This is a genomic window from Duganella guangzhouensis (assembly GCF_009674535.1).
In the GTDB taxonomy this organism is placed as follows: Bacteria; Pseudomonadota; Gammaproteobacteria; order Burkholderiales; family Burkholderiaceae_D; genus Rugamonas; species Rugamonas guangzhouensis.
The window spans coordinates 131,734-145,292 of the sequence record NZ_WKJK01000014.1; the positions used below are offsets into that span (position 1 = coordinate 131,734).

General features: G+C 63.8%; 12 protein-coding genes. 3 read left to right on the forward strand and 9 right to left on the reverse strand.

All coding sequences use genetic code 11. The features are described 5' to 3' along the window. The first annotated feature begins 49 nt into the window (after positions 1-49). The 3 genes from GJ699_RS24045 to GJ699_RS24050 all read left to right on the forward strand — a co-directional run bounded on the left by GJ699_RS24045 (position 50) and on the right by GJ699_RS24050 (position 5,936). Positions 50-2,548, forward strand: a complete 2,499-nt coding sequence (locus tag GJ699_RS24045; protein ID WP_229262275.1) for a S41 family peptidase — start codon at positions 50-52, stop codon at positions 2,546-2,548. Continuing rightward, positions 2,457-3,395 (forward strand): S41 family peptidase, encoded by a 939-nt coding sequence (locus GJ699_RS34720; RefSeq protein WP_229262276.1) that lies wholly within the window; start codon positions 2,457-2,459, stop codon positions 3,393-3,395. Before GJ699_RS24045 ends, GJ699_RS34720 begins: the two co-directional genes overlap by 92 nt. Positions 3,396-3,503: 108 nt before the next feature. Beyond that, positions 3,504-5,936, forward strand: coding sequence for an ABC transporter permease (locus GJ699_RS24050; protein ID WP_154381102.1), 2,433 nt, complete (start codon positions 3,504-3,506; stop codon positions 5,934-5,936). Between the two features lie 5 nt (positions 5,937-5,941). Here the strand turns inward: GJ699_RS24050 and GJ699_RS24055 are convergent, their stop codons facing one another. The 9 genes from GJ699_RS24055 to prpR form a co-directional block, all read right to left on the reverse strand. Beyond that, positions 5,942-6,190, reverse strand: a complete 249-nt coding sequence (locus GJ699_RS24055) for a helix-turn-helix domain-containing protein (RefSeq protein WP_154381104.1) — start codon at positions 6,188-6,190, stop codon at positions 5,942-5,944. Next, positions 6,171-6,455, reverse strand: a complete 285-nt coding sequence (locus GJ699_RS35350; protein ID WP_154381106.1) for a type II toxin-antitoxin system mRNA interferase toxin, RelE/StbE family — start codon at positions 6,453-6,455, stop codon at positions 6,171-6,173. The genes GJ699_RS24055 and GJ699_RS35350 overlap by 20 nt, the downstream gene beginning before the upstream one ends. Positions 6,456-6,529: 74 nt before the next feature. Then, a complete protein-coding gene (locus tag GJ699_RS24065; protein ID WP_195763639.1) occupies positions 6,530-7,759 on the reverse strand; it encodes an ATP-binding protein in 1,230 nt (409 codons plus the stop codon). Positions 7,760-7,771: 12 nt separating this feature from the next. Then, positions 7,772-8,665: a tetratricopeptide repeat protein gene (locus GJ699_RS24070; protein WP_195763640.1), complete on the reverse strand. Its 894-nt coding sequence runs from the start codon at positions 8,663-8,665 to the stop codon at positions 7,772-7,774. Further along, positions 8,662-9,126: a hypothetical protein gene (locus GJ699_RS24075; RefSeq protein WP_154381112.1), complete on the reverse strand. Its 465-nt coding sequence runs from the start codon at positions 9,124-9,126 to the stop codon at positions 8,662-8,664. The genes GJ699_RS24070 and GJ699_RS24075 overlap by 4 nt, the downstream gene beginning before the upstream one ends. A 51-nt stretch (positions 9,127-9,177) precedes the next feature. Next, positions 9,178-9,867, reverse strand: a complete 690-nt coding sequence (locus GJ699_RS24080) for a LytR/AlgR family response regulator transcription factor (RefSeq protein ID WP_154381114.1) — start codon at positions 9,865-9,867, stop codon at positions 9,178-9,180. Then, entirely contained in the window at positions 9,867-10,901 is a 1,035-nt protein-coding gene (locus GJ699_RS24085; protein ID WP_154381115.1) for a sensor histidine kinase, read from the reverse strand. Before GJ699_RS24085 ends, GJ699_RS24080 begins: the two co-directional genes overlap by 1 nt. A gap of 3 nt (positions 10,902-10,904) precedes the next feature. Further along, positions 10,905-11,768 carry an alpha/beta fold hydrolase gene (locus tag GJ699_RS24090; RefSeq protein ID WP_154381117.1) on the reverse strand — a complete coding sequence of 288 codons (864 nt, stop codon included), beginning with the start codon at positions 11,766-11,768 and terminating at the stop codon, positions 10,905-10,907. Between the two features lie 101 nt (positions 11,769-11,869). Beyond that, positions 11,870-13,468: a propionate catabolism operon regulatory protein PrpR gene (gene prpR, locus GJ699_RS24095; protein ID WP_154381119.1), complete on the reverse strand. Its 1,599-nt coding sequence runs from the start codon at positions 13,466-13,468 to the stop codon at positions 11,870-11,872. Positions 13,469-13,559 lie beyond the last annotated feature (91 nt).

Consider the following 13,559-nt stretch of genomic DNA (forward strand, 5'->3'; position numbering starts at 1 on the left):
AGCTGTGCCAAAATTGTCGATCCATTCGACAACTTTCTGACACTGTCACATGAACCTGTCCCGTCCGCTCGCATTGATGTTGATGTCCGCCGGCCTGCTGTCTACCGCAGCTGCAGCCGACGCTTACTACCGCTATCCCGCCATCCGCGGCGACAGCGTTGTATTTACCGCCGAAGGCGACCTGTGGCGCACCGGCGCCCACGGCGGCCAGGCTCAGCGCCTGACCACGCATCCGTCGGCCGAAACCAATGCGGCGATATCGCCGGATGGCCGCTGGCTGGCGTTCTCGGCCTCGTACGAGGGCGCGCAGGAAGCCTATGTGATGCCGCTGGCCGGCGGCCTGCCCAAGCGCATCACCTTCGAGAACGGCGCCGTGTCGGTGCTGGGCTGGAGCGCGCAGGGCGAGGTGCTGGTCAGCATGGCCAGCGGCACCGGACCGGGCCGCAGCCTGGTGATCGCTTCGGTCAAGCCGGACGATTTGCAGCGCCGCATCTTTCCGCTGTCCGACGCCAACGACGCCGTGCTGGATGACAGTGGAAAGACGTTGTACTTCACCCGCAACGGCCTGGCGCTGACCAACGACAACGTCAAGCACTATCGCGGCGGCGCATACGCCCAGCTGTGGCGCTACGACCTGAGCGGCAACGCCGAAGCGGTGCAACTGCTGGCCAGCGACACCGGCAACAACAAGCGGCCGATGTGGTGGCAGGGCCGGATCTACTTCATCAGCGATCGCGGCGGCTCGGACAATCTGTGGTCGATGGCACCGGACGGCAGCGATCCGCGCCAGCTGACCAGCCATACCGACTGGGACGTGCGCAACGCCCAACTGGGCGACGGCCGCATCGTCTACCAACTCGGCGCCGACCTGCACGTGTTCGACCTGGCGGCGGCGCGCAATGAAAAGCTGGCCATCAACCTGGTATCCGACTTCGACCAGCAGCGCACGCGCCAGATCCGCTCGCCGCTGGAAAGCCTGACCAATGTGCAGGTGGCCGGCAAGCTGGAGCGCATCGTGCTGACCGCGCGTGGCCGCGTCAGCGTGGCCGGCACCGGTGCCCAGCGCCGCGTCGAAATCGCCATTCCGGAAGGCGCGCGCGCCCGCGAGGCGGTGTTCAGCCACGACGACAAATCCATCTACGCGATTGTCGACACCAGCGGCGAAAACGAAATCTGGAAATTCGCCGCCGACGGTTCCGGCAAGGGCGAGCAACTGACCAAGGATGGCAACAACCACCGCTGGCAGTTGTATCCGTCGCCGGACGGTCGCTGGCTGGGCCACACCGACAAGAAAGGCCGCATCTGGCTGTTGGATCTGACCACCAAAACCAACACCATCATCGACGACGCCGGCAAAGCCGGTCTCGGCAAGTACGACGAAATCCTGTGGTCGCCAGACAGCAAGAACCTGGCGCTGGTGCGCGCCGCCAGCACCGAGCAGCGCAACCAGATCGGCATTTACAATCTGGACAGCAAACAACTGCAGTTCGTCACCAGCGACCGCTACACCTCGCGCTCGCCGGTGTTCTCGCCGGATGGCAAATGGTTGTACTTCCTGTCGGCCCGCAACTTCCAGCTGGCCAACGGCTCACCGTGGGGCGACCGCAACATGGGACCGGTATTCGACAGGCGTACCAGCGTGTTCGCGCTGGCGCTGCAGCCGGACAACCGCTTCCCGTTCAAACCGGATGACGAGCTGAGCAAACCAGGCGACAAGCCGGCCGAAGGCGCGACCGAGCAGGCGGCCGAGAAGGCCGCCGAAAAAGCGGCGGAAAAAGTCGTCGCCAAAACCGCCGTGCCCAAGCCGACCGGCAAAACGCTGCCGGCCATCGTCTTCAACGGCCTGGCCGAGCGCCTGTACGAAGTGCCGCTGGCGCCGGGTAATTATTTCGGTCTGGCGGTGGATGACAAGCGCCTGTACTTCGTCGATGCCGATGGCGTCGACGGCAAGGCCGCGCTGAAAACGCTGGCCATCGCCAGCAACGACCCACGGCCGGAAGTGTTTGCGGCCGGCGTGCGTGAGTTCGACCTGTCGGCCGACCGCAAGCACATCTTCTACCGCACCATCGCCAGCAATGGACCGGGCGATATGCTGGTGGTGGAAGCGGGCGCCAAGGCGCCGACCGATGTCAGCAAGGCCAAGGTCAAGGTCGACGACTGGACCTTCACCTCCAATCCGCGTCTGGAATGGAAGCAGATGTTCAACGACGCCTGGCGCATGCACCGCGACTTCCTGTACGACGTGAAGATGCGCGGCGCCGATTGGCCGGCGGTGCGCGCCAAGTACGCGCCGCTGGTGGACCGCGTCACCGACCGCGCCGAGCTGGATGATGTGCTGGGCATGATGATCAGCGAAGTCGGCGCGCTGCACTCGCAGATCCGTCCCGGCGATATCCGCAAGTCGACGCCGGAAGGTACGCCGGCTGGTCTGGGCGCGCTGCTGTCGCGTACCGCCGATGGCTACCGCGTGGATCACATCTACGCCAGCGAACCGGAACTGCCGTCGCAACGCGGCCCGCTGGCGCAGGCTGGCGCAGGCTGGCGTTGATGTCAAAGAGGGCGACATCATCACCGCCGTCAATGGCAAGCCTGTGCTGGAAGCGCGCGACATCGCGGACCTGCTGCTGAACCAGGCCGACAAGCAGGTGCTGCTGCAGGTGAAGCGCGGCAGCCAATCGCGCCAGGTGATTGTGCTGCCGGTGAATATGGCCAAACAGACCGCGCTGCGCTACAGCGACTGGGAACAATCGCGCGCGCGTCAGGTTGACGCGGCGTCCAAGGGCCGCATCGGTTACCTGCATCTGCGTGCGATGGGACCGAGCGACATTGCCTCGTTCGCGCGCGACTTCTACGCCAACGTCAATCGCGAAGGCTTGATCATCGACGTGCGCCGCAATAACGGCGGTAACATCGACAGCTGGATCATCGAGAAGCTGCTGCGCAAGGCATGGGCGTTCTGGGCACCGCCGGGCGTGGCGCCATCGCCAAATATGCAGAACACCTTCCGGGGTCACTTGGTGGTGCTGGTCGACGAGTACACCTACTCGGACGGCGAGACCTTCGCCGCTGGCATCAAGTCGCTGGGACTGGCGCCACTGGTCGGCAAGCGCACCGCCGGCGCTGGTGTTTGGCTCAGCGATAACAACCGCCTGAGCGACAACGGCATGGCGCGCGTGGCCGAAATGGGCCAGTTCAACACCGAAGATGGTCAGTGGCTGATCGAAGGCGTGGGCGTGGTGCCGGACGTGGTGGTCGACAATCCACCGCACGCCACTTACACCGGCCAGGATCGCCAACTGGAAGTGGCGCTGGAACTGCTGGACAAAAAGCTCAAGCAGCAGCCGGTCAAGCCGTACAACCCGCAGGTGATTCCCGGCCTGAATGTCCGGAATTGAACAGCGGTTCCGTTCAATTTCGAACACCGCGCCGCCAGCCGGCGCGGAAAAGCGCGTGGCATGGAGTTTGCAGATTGAGACCATCATCTCATTACGGACTTTAAGCACATGGACTTACGCATCGTCTGGCGCACCCTGGTACAGGAACCGGCTTACACGCTGACCGCGATACTGAGCCTGGCCATTGGCCTGGCAGCCAGCCTGCTATTGCTGGCCTTTGTGCGTTATTCGGCGGAGTATGACGCGCACGTGCCGGAGGCGGACAACGTCTACGTGATCCGCCACCGCTTCAACGTCGATCCCAAGTCGCCCTTGTACGACCTGGCGCCGATGTTCCTGCGCGAGGCGGCCAGCAAGCTACCCGGCGTGACCGATGCCACGCTGTACATCCCGGCACGCGAGGAGATGCTGCCGGTGGCGGTGCGGGTTGACCGCAACATCATGCGGGTACGCGCGTTGACGGTGCTGCCCAACTTCGCCAGTCTGCTCGGCATCCATGCGCTGCACGGCGATCTGCAGGCGGCGCTGACCAAGCCGGATAACATCGTCCTCACCGAAGCCGCCGCGCTGCGCTTCTTCGGCACGACGGACGTGGTGGGCCGCGTGCTGCACGCCGAGGGCAAGCCGCAGCAGGTCGGCGCGGTGGTGCCTACGCCACCGTCCAACACCACCATCCCGTTCGAAATCCTGTTCAGCGTGAATTCGGAATTCTCCGCCGAGGTGCGGCGTGAGATGCTAACCGGCGAAAGCGGTTGGATGGGCAAGCAGCTGCTGCGCGTGCGTCCCGGCACCTCGATCCCCGCATTGACCGACGCCTTGCAGCAGGTGGTGGACCGCGCGCCCAGCATGCAGCACTTTGCGCCGGAGGTGATGGCGCGGCTGGGTCAGCGCAAGACGGTGGAAATCGTGTTGGAGCCTCTGCGTGGCGCGTACTTCTCGCCGCAACTGCAGAACAATCCGATCGCATTGACCGGAGATCGTGGCAATCCCTTGCTGGTCGGCGCGCTAGCGTTGCTGGCGATGCTGATCCTGGCGCTGGCCGCGATCAACTACGTCAACCTGACCACGGTGCGCGTGCTGCGCCGTCAGCGCGAGCTGGCGATGCGCAAAGTACTGGGCGCGGGCGTGCCGCAGATCGTGCTGCAGTTTGTGCTGGAGTCGCTGCTGGTGGCGCTGTTGGCCACCACGCTGGGTTTACTGTTGGCGTGGTTGGCGTTGCCGATTTTCTCGCAGCTGGTCGGGCGCCAGCTGGAGCAGGTGTTCTCGCCGGCGAATCTGACTGCGGCCTATGGCATCGGCGTGCTGCTGGGCGTGACCACGGCGATCTATCCGGCCATGGTGGCGCTGCGCGTGCATCCGGTGCAGGCGCTGGCGACGCGTCCCGGCACCGAGTCCACAGGCAGCATGCGTTTGCGGCGTGCGCTGACGGTGGTGCAGGTGGCGGTGGCGATGGGATTGGTCGGCGTGAGTATCGCCATCGCGTGCCAGACTCGCTATGCAATGACTTCATCGCCCGGTTTCGATCCGGCGCCGCTGCTGATCGTTGAGATGCCGGAACGGGTGCGCGACAGCGTCAACGCGCGTGGCCTGTACGCCGCGCTGGCGGCGCAGCCCGGCGTGGCTGGTGTGGCGATTTCCGAAGACCCGGTCGGCCGCCTGGACTGGTCGTGGACGCGCGACCTGCAACGGCCGGGCGGCCAGTCCGCCCAGATGGACATGAAATCGGTGAGCACCAATTTCTTCGAACAGCTGCGGGTGAAGCCGGTGGCGGGGCGGCTGTTCCAACACGGCGTGGACCAGGAGGACAACAAGATCCCGGTGGTCATCAACGCGCTGGCGGCGCGCGCGCTGGGCTTTGCGACGCCGGAAGCGGCGGTGGGCGAAACCGTGCTGTTCACCGGCTTTGACAACAAGACCATCCGCAAAACCATCATCGGCATCGCGCCGGAACTGCGCTTCCGCTCACTGCGCGAAGCGCCGCAGGCCACCGCCTACGAACTGTGGACCGCCGGCGGTGCGCTCACGGTGCGGGTGGAAGGTTCGATGGTGGACATCGAACAAAAGGTCAGGGAACTGTGGCCACGCTACTTCCCCGAATCGCTGCTGCGCATGCGTCACGCGGATGAGGTGCTGGCCGTGAACTACGCCGAAGACGAGCGCCTGGCCGGTCTGCTGGCCGCGTCGGCGGGCGTGGCGCTGCTGATTTCCGCGTTCGGCACCTATGCCTTGTGCGCGACCACCGTCCAACGGCGCGCCAGAGAAATCGTCCTGCGCAAACTGCACGGCGCCCGCAGCGGCGATGTCGGCCTGCTGATCCTGCGCGAGACGGGCGTGCTGACACTGAGCGCCGCACTGATCTCCCTGCCGCCGGCCGCGATCGCGATCCAGCGCTACCTGTCCGGCTACGTCGAACACGCCCCCATCGGCTACTGGACGCTGGCGCTGGCGTTGCTGCTTACCCTCGCCATCGCCCTGTTGGCCGCCACCCGCCACACCTGGAGCGCAATGCGGCTGTCGCCCGCTGAAGCGTTGCGGGCTTGACCGATTTAGTTAATTAGCGCAGACGGTGGGCAATGAAGGACACGGGCCAGCGTGGCTATTTGTGTGGAGTCCGCCTCAAGTCGATCGCATTCAATCTCCTGAAGAACGGATAATTGAATGCCACTCAGGTCAGCTAGCTGTAGTTGAGATAGCTCATTTAATTCGCGCATGATGCGGAGCGACTCGCCCGATGAGATATCCAAGCGCTTTTTCGCGGGACGGAAGGCATTGCTGTTAATGTCTTTTGTAGTCATGCGCAATTACCTCAATCACATGAATTTGGAGTAGTTCGCCAACAACCAGATATATTACGCGCCACTTGTGACCCAGGCGTGATGAGCGGTGCCCCAACCATTTCCCTTGTAGAGCTTCATCGTGGAATCCTGGAATCGCTCTGAGGCCAGATGGTCCGAATTCTTGAACCACCGTCAGCCACTTCTCGTAGTGCTGCCGCACTTCGAGCGGAGTCTTCCCCGCCAGCCGCTTTTCTACACGATGATGTTCTAATATTTGCCACATTTGCTATAGTGGTCATAAGTACTATAGCAGGTCAAACGCAGAATGAAAGCGCGCTGAGGTGGATCAAGTCGGCATCAAATGAACCTGGTCGCTTTCAGGTACTTTTCCACGTCGCGATAGCTGTCGTCGCTGCCGGCGTAGCGCACCAGGTTGCGGGCGGTCTTCAGCCATTCGACGGTGGATGGCTGCATTTCGTTCAGCGCGTAGTCGATGTCTTTCTGGTTGATGGCGCGCTCCGGATTGCCGGCCAGGATATCGTGGATCGCGCTTTCCTTGGCCAAGTCGATCAGGCCATCGATGTCGGCGCCGGAGTAGTGCGGCGTGGCCGCCACCAGCGCGTCGACGTCGATGCCCTCGGTAGGCACGTCACGCAGTTTGATGTCGACGATGTGCTTGCGCGCCTCGGCATCCGGTGGCGGCACAAACAGCTGACGCGCGAAGCGGCCGGTGCGCTTCATGGCCTGATCCACATCCCACGGCATATTGGTCGCCGCCAGGAACAGCACATTCTTGTTGTCGCGATCAAAGCCATCCAGCTGCGACAGGAATTCGTTGACGATGGTGCGGCTGTTTTCGCTGTGTGCCTTAGAGCGCGAGAACGCCAGTGCATCCAACTCGTCGAAGAACAGCACGCACGGCTTCTGCGCGCGCGCCTTTTCAAACAGCGCCGCCAGACTGCGCTCGCTCTCGCCCTGCCACATGCTCAGCACCTCGCTGATGCCGACCGAAACAAACGACGCATTGCACTCATTGGCAATCGCGCGCGCAATCATGGTCTTGCCGCAGCCCGGAGGTCCGTACAGCAGAATGCCGCCGCCAGCCTGCTTCTTGAACTTGGCGAACAGCGAAGGGCGGATGAATGGTTCGATGATGTGCAGTCGCAGCGTCTTTTTCAAATCCGCCATGCCGCCGACATCTTCAAAGCGCACGCCATCGGCCGCCGGCGCCTTCAGCGGTACCACCTTGGCCGCGCCAGTACCGGCACCGACCAGCGACAACGCCGGCCCGCTTGATGGACGCGCGTGCTGCGCCAGCTGTTCCAGCGCGTCGACCGGCGTAAAGCCGTCGTGCTGGCGCGCCGCCGTGTAGGCGTTCAGCGCATCGGTGTCGCGCTCCAGCGCGAGCAGTGCTTGCGCCTTGCCGGTCAGCGTGGCGGCATCGGCGCGCTGGCGCTCGGCCAGTTCAAACTGGGTCAGCGCCGCCTGTGGTTCCTGCGCCGCCAGCAGCAGGCGGGCATAGCGCACACGGTTGTCGATGTTGAATGGATCGCTCACCAGAGCGGCTTCGAGTTGTTCGCGTTGCATGGTCATATCAGATTAAAGTCCGGCGCGGCGTTTCAGCCAGCGCGTCAGCAGAGAAGGGTAGACCCACGAGTAGGCGCAGTAGCCCAGCAAAACGTAGGAAACATAGCGGGCACCCGCCATCGATTCGTGGCTGAGTGAATTCAGCAGCACCAGCGTCAGCACGTAGAACGCGATCGAAGCGCCCCAGCCCCAGCGCTGGAAAGGCCACAACGGCAGCATGCTCCAGTGACTCAGCGCTTCCAGTTGCACCACCAGTTCCAGCACCTCGCGCGAATGTGGATAGAGCTTCAATAGCTCAATCGCGATGCGCTTGGCGGCGCGGTAGCGGCCGCGCGAGATCAGGTGCGTGATCAGCATGCGCGCGGTGTTTTCGCTTTCCGGATGGTTGCGCATCAGCGTCGCCAGGCTGGCCTGTTCGGCACCACGGCGGCCATCGATCATATCGCCGATAAGACAGGCGGCCAGTGCCAGTTCATCTTCTGGATCCAGACGCAGCGCCTCGCGCGCCAGCAGCTTGGCTTTGTCGAGGTGCAGCGTGCGGTACATCAGCATCGCATAGCGCGCGTACTGGTAGCCGGCTTCCGGATAGTCGCGCAGCAGGTCGATCAACATCGCCTCGGCGTCCGGCAGTTGGTCGCAGTCCTGGTACACCGCCACCAGCAGCGAGCGCGCCTGATAGTGCTGCGGCTCGCGCGACAGCAGCTCCTGCAGCGTATCGCGCGCCAGCACCACGTCGCCGCTGACAAAAGCCACATGCGCGGAGGCGACCAGTAGACCGCCATCTTCCGGATACTGACCCAGTGCCTCGGCCAGCAATGCGCGCGCGTGGTCGTAGCGGCGCCGTTCGATCAGCGCGTTAATCTGCACGCCGTAATCGCGTGCGGTGAGGATGCCGTTCTCGCTCATGCCGCCATCCTTACCGCAGTCAGCAGCGCGACGTTGAGGCCGAAGCCGGCCACCATGCAGACAATCGCCGGAATCCATGGCGACGGCGCCTTGGCGCCAAACAGCAGCGTGGAGCGATGCTGCTTGCGATGCATCAGATAGAACACGCCAAACGCCGCCAGTGCCAGCAGGCGCCACAGATAGCGTTCGGAACCCCGGCCGAAATAATCGACGAACCAGGTGAACAGCGGACCGCTGCGCTCCTCGTCGATCATCATCAGCACCATCACCGCCAGCGTGGCGAGATAGGCCAGGCTGTCGACCGGGCGGCGCAGGCGCCACGAGTTCAACGCGGAATACAGCACGATGGCCGCCGCGCCGCCGAGGAAGGCGACCAGGAAGCTCGACTGCGTGGAATACAGCGTGGCGGCCGGCGCGCTGGCATCGCGCGACAACGAGGGCTTGAGTAGATGTTCGTGCATGAGATAGAGCTTACGTAAAATGCAATAAGCAGCGATCTTACACCATCGTCCTCACAGACTGGTGAGCATCTTGAATTGCGCCGCGCGCCGGCGTGAGACTTCGACCGTGATGCGATCGCGCAGCGTCAGGTCCAGGCCACCGGCCTCGTTGGGCGTCACCTGTTCGACAAAGTCCAGATTGACGATGTGGCGCCGGTTGGCGCGGAAGAAGCGCTGCGGGTCCAGCTTTTCTTCCAGCTGATTCAGGGAGCGCAGCATCAGCGGTTGCTGTTGTTCGAAATAGACCCGCGTGTAATTGCCGTCCGATTCGAACAGGCGGATATCCTGCAGCGCCACGAACCAGCATCGCTCACCATCCTTGATGAACAGTTTGCGCGCCGCCGATGGCGCCACCCCGGCGGCGCCGATGCGCTGCAGGGCAGTGGCCATGCGCGCGGCCTGAATCGGCTTTTGCAGATAGTCCAGCGCATTCACCTCGAACGCCTGTAGCGCATAGTGGTCGAAGGCGGTGGTGAAGATCACTTCCGGCGCCTCGTCCAGCGCCGCCAGCATATCGAAGCCGCTGCCACCGGGCATTTGCACATCGAGGAACACCAGGTCCGGCTTCAGCGCCTGGATCTGCTGCACGCCATCGGCCGCATTGGCCGCTTCGCCCACAATCTCCACTTCGGGATGCGCCGCCAGCAGGCGTCGCAGTTCGGCGCGCGCCAGGCGCTCGTCGTCGATCAGTAATGCCCGCATCAGGCGGCCTCCGGCAAGGTGAGTGTGGCGCATACCCAGCCACTGTGTTCAGATAAATCCAGCTGCGCGCCGTCGCCCAGGGCCAGCGCCAACCGCTTGCGCGTGTTGACCAGACCGACCTTGGTCGAGTTGGCGAACGGCGCAATCGCGCCCAGGTTGGCGATTTGGATTTGTACCTCGCCATCGTCCTGACGCCGGGCGTGGATGCGGATCTCGCTGCCAGTGGGGCTGGTCTCAACACCGTACTTGACGGCGTTTTCCACCAGCGTTTGCAGCGACATCGGCGGAATCCGCACTCGCTCCAGACCAAGCCCGATATCCACGCTGACCCGCATGCGTTCTTCAAAGCGGATCTTCTCGATCGCCAGGTAAGCCTGCACCGCCTCGATTTCCGCCGCCAGCGGCACCGTGTCGTGCTGGCCGGATTGCAGTGCGTAGCGCATCACGCTGGCCAGTTGGTCGATCATCATGGCGGCGGCGTCATGATCTTCGTAGATCAGCGCGCGCACGCTGTTCATGCTGTTGAAGAAAAAGTGCGGGTTGACCTGGGCCTGTAGTGCGCGCAGCTCGGCGTCCTTGGCGGCGACCTCCAGCCGCAGCGATTCCGCCTCGGCGCGGTTGGCCCGGCGCAGCGACAGCACCGCCATGTAGCAGACATTCCAGACCAGGTAGGTGGTCCACCACGACAGCAGCGCGGAGGGCAGCCACCCAAGGCCGTGCATCAAACGATTGGGCGTAAAGAACAGGAAGCCGAGGTACTGAATACCGGTATGGATGGCGCCCAACGCCAGCACACCGCACAACACCAGTTTCCAGCGGATGCGCCTTCCACTGCTGGTGTGGCGCTTCAGCAGTCGATGCCACAGGCTGGAGAGGATGATGCCGGTGCCCGCACCCCACCACATCACCCAGATCAGGCCCGGCACGCGCGTCGCGCCCATCACGATGGCGAATGTCGGCAGAAATCCCCAACCGGCCAGTTGGAACAGCCAGTACCAATTGAAGCGGGCGAGTAGTGGACGGTCGTGAGCCATGGCTTAGTTCAGGAAATGATCAATGCGATCATACATCCAGGCCGGATCGTCGTACATGATGAAGTGGCGTGCGGTGTCGGCAATCTCGATTTTGGCGCCCTTCAACTGCGCATACTGCGTCGTGAAGACAGCGGTGATGGCCGACTTGGGCGCGTAGTCCTTGTAGGCGATCCATGTTCCCAGCACCAGCGTCGGTGCGGTGATGCGGCCGATGTCCTGACGCAGATCGGTGGCGGTCATTTCTGCCATCACGTCGATAACGGTGGCGCGGTCCGAGTGGCCGCCGCGTACCAGTGCGCGGTCGATGTCTTCCTGGCGCGTGATCATGGTGCGCATCATCCTCATTTGCGCGGCCTTGAATGTGGCCGGATCTTGCGCCTGCATATTGGTGCGCATGCTGGTGGCCATGTCCTTCAATTGCGCCGGCGTGACGTTGGGCACCTGCGCTGCGCCGAGAGCAGGCAAGGTGTCGACGATGACCAGTTTTCCGACCTGCTCGGGGTGGTCGGCCGCCAGCTTCATGCCGAGAAAGCCGCCGAGGCTATGGCCGATGATGACAGGGTGGGCGAACTGGTTGGCGCGGATATAGTCGCTCAGTTGCTGTTCAACCGCAGGCATGAGTGGTTCGGCGATGGCAGGTTGTCCGGCGAAACCGGCGAGTGTCAGCACGTGGCATTGGTATTTTCCGTCGCCGCAGTAGTGGGCGACCGTGCCGTCCCACACGTCACCGGCCGAGCCCAGGCCGGGGATCAGGATGATCGGTGCGCCCTTGCCTGTGACATCAACCTTGAAGGCGGGATGTTCGGCCGCAGTGGCATGGTCCAGTGCGAGGGTGGCAGCGATGGCGGCGATGATCTTGTTTAGCATGGTGTTCTCCGTTGGTTGGTCAGTGAAGCCATGCTAGTTGTGCGCCACAGCGGTGGCGACGGCTTTGGGATGAGTGGTTTGGCCGTCGTGATGAACGGTAGTCAGCCTTCGGCTTTGAGTTTGCGCCAGAGGGTAGTGCGGCTGATGCCGAGATAATCGGCCGCCGCGTCGCGCCGGCCGCCAAAGCGCGCCAGAACCTCGGTCACGCGCTCGCCAGTGGCCGGCGCGGTGGCGGGGGAGGCGCCGAGTTCGGGGGCGACGCTGAGGACGAAGGCGGGCGTTAGCGCCTGCAGCGGCTCTGCGGCCAGGAACAGCGCCAGCCGCTCGGTCAGATTGCGCAGTTCACGCACATTGCCCGGCCAGCCGTAGCGCTGCAGCAGCGGCGCGCAGGTCGCCATCTCGGCGTGCAGATTCGGATGCGGCCGCGCCCCCAGCGATGCCAGCGCGTTCTTCAGCGACCATTCGACCAGCGGCATCACATCATCCGGCCGCGCGCGCAGCGACGGCAACGTCATGCGCAGCACCGCCAGCCGGTAGAACAGATCGGCGCGGAAGCGGCCCTCGCGCACGCGCTGCTCCAGATCGCAGTGGGTGGCGCTGATGATGCGCACCTGGACCGGTATCGGCCGCGTGCCACCCACTCGCACCACCTCGCGCTCCTCCAGCACCCGCAGCAAACGCGTTTGCAGCGTCAAGGGCATCTCGCCTATCTCATCGAGGAACAGCGTGCCGCGATTGGCCGCTTCGAACAAGCCGGCATGGCCACCGCGCCGCGCGCCGGTGAACGCGCCCTCTTCATGCCCGAACAGTTCCGACTCCAGCAGCGATTCCGCAATCGCACCGCAATTCACCGCCACGAACGGCCGGTTCTGTCCCAGCGTGCGCGGCGCCTCGCGATGGATGGCCTGCGCCACCAACTCCTTGCCGCAGCCGGTCTCGCCCTGGATCAGCACCGTGGCCGGCGATTTCGCGTACAGCACCACCGACTGCCGCACCTGTTCCATGGCCGCCGAATCACCGCGCAGATCGGTGATGCCGTGCCGCGCGCGCAGCGTGTCGTTGACCACCGCACCGCGCGCGCGGTTGCGGTTGGACTCCAGCTGCGTCAGACGCGCCATCTCCAGCGCATCGTCGAACGCGTGGCGGATCGACGCGGCCGAATACACAAACACGCCGGTCAGGCCGGCTTCCTCGGCCAGGTCGGTAATCCGTCCTGCGCCGACAATCGCCTTGATGCCCATCGCTTTCAGATCGTTGACCTGGGCCCGCGCATCCTCCTCGGTGACGTAAGTGCGCTGCGCCACGTCGAAGCCGAAGGTGCCGGAGAACTCGGCCAGCTCCGCCAGCCGCTCCTGATAGGTGATGATGCCGATGCGGTCCGACACCCGCCGCGCGCGCGCCAGCGCCTGCATCACATCGAAGCCGCTGAACTTGGCGATCACCACCGGCACCGACAGCCGGCCTTTCAGATAGGCCGCGTTGGAGCCGGCCGAGATGATGGCGTCGCAGCGCTCGGTGGCCAGGCGCTCGCGGATATGTTTGGCCGCCTCCTCGAACCCGAGGTTTATCGGTTCGATGGTGGCCAGATTGTCGTACTCCAGCGTGATATCGCGGAACAGATCGGACAGGCGCGACACCGACACGGTCCAGATCACCGGTTTGTCGTTGGCGTCGAAGGGCAGGGGCGTGGAATGGCGCATGTTTCAATTATAGTTCAAATATGTTTCAGTGTTTCACTATGGAACAGCGTGGCGCCGCTAAGTGATTGATTTGTATAGCTTGCCGTTCTGG

What these genes read in the sequence shown, in the direction of transcription:
- GJ699_RS24045 (WP_229262275.1), top strand. Translation starts at nt 50, where the DNA reads ATGAACCTGTCCCGTCCGCTCGCATTGATGTTGATGTCCGCCGGCCTG.
- GJ699_RS34720 (WP_229262276.1), top strand. Translation starts at nt 2,457, where the DNA reads ATGGCTACCGCGTGGATCACATCTACGCCAGCGAACCGGAACTGCCGT.
- GJ699_RS24050 (WP_154381102.1), top strand. Translation starts at nt 3,504, where the DNA reads ATGGACTTACGCATCGTCTGGCGCACCCTGGTACAGGAACCGGCTTAC.
- GJ699_RS24055 (WP_154381104.1), bottom strand. Translation starts at nt 6,190, where the DNA reads ATGACTACAAAAGACATTAACAGCAATGCCTTCCGTCCCGCGAAAAAG.
- GJ699_RS35350 (WP_154381106.1), bottom strand. Translation starts at nt 6,455, where the DNA reads ATGTGGCAAATATTAGAACATCATCGTGTAGAAAAGCGGCTGGCGGGG.
- GJ699_RS24065 (WP_195763639.1), bottom strand. Translation starts at nt 7,759, where the DNA reads ATGCAACGCGAACAACTCGAAGCCGCTCTGGTGAGCGATCCATTCAAC.
- GJ699_RS24070 (WP_195763640.1), bottom strand. Translation starts at nt 8,665, where the DNA reads ATGAGCGAGAACGGCATCCTCACCGCACGCGATTACGGCGTGCAGATT.
- GJ699_RS24075 (WP_154381112.1), bottom strand. Translation starts at nt 9,126, where the DNA reads ATGCACGAACATCTACTCAAGCCCTCGTTGTCGCGCGATGCCAGCGCG.
- GJ699_RS24080 (WP_154381114.1), bottom strand. Translation starts at nt 9,867, where the DNA reads ATGCGGGCATTACTGATCGACGACGAGCGCCTGGCGCGCGCCGAACTG.
- GJ699_RS24085 (WP_154381115.1), bottom strand. Translation starts at nt 10,901, where the DNA reads ATGGCTCACGACCGTCCACTACTCGCCCGCTTCAATTGGTACTGGCTG.
- GJ699_RS24090 (WP_154381117.1), bottom strand. Translation starts at nt 11,768, where the DNA reads ATGCTAAACAAGATCATCGCCGCCATCGCTGCCACCCTCGCACTGGAC.
- prpR (WP_154381119.1), bottom strand. Translation starts at nt 13,468, where the DNA reads ATGCGCCATTCCACGCCCCTGCCCTTCGACGCCAACGACAAACCGGTG.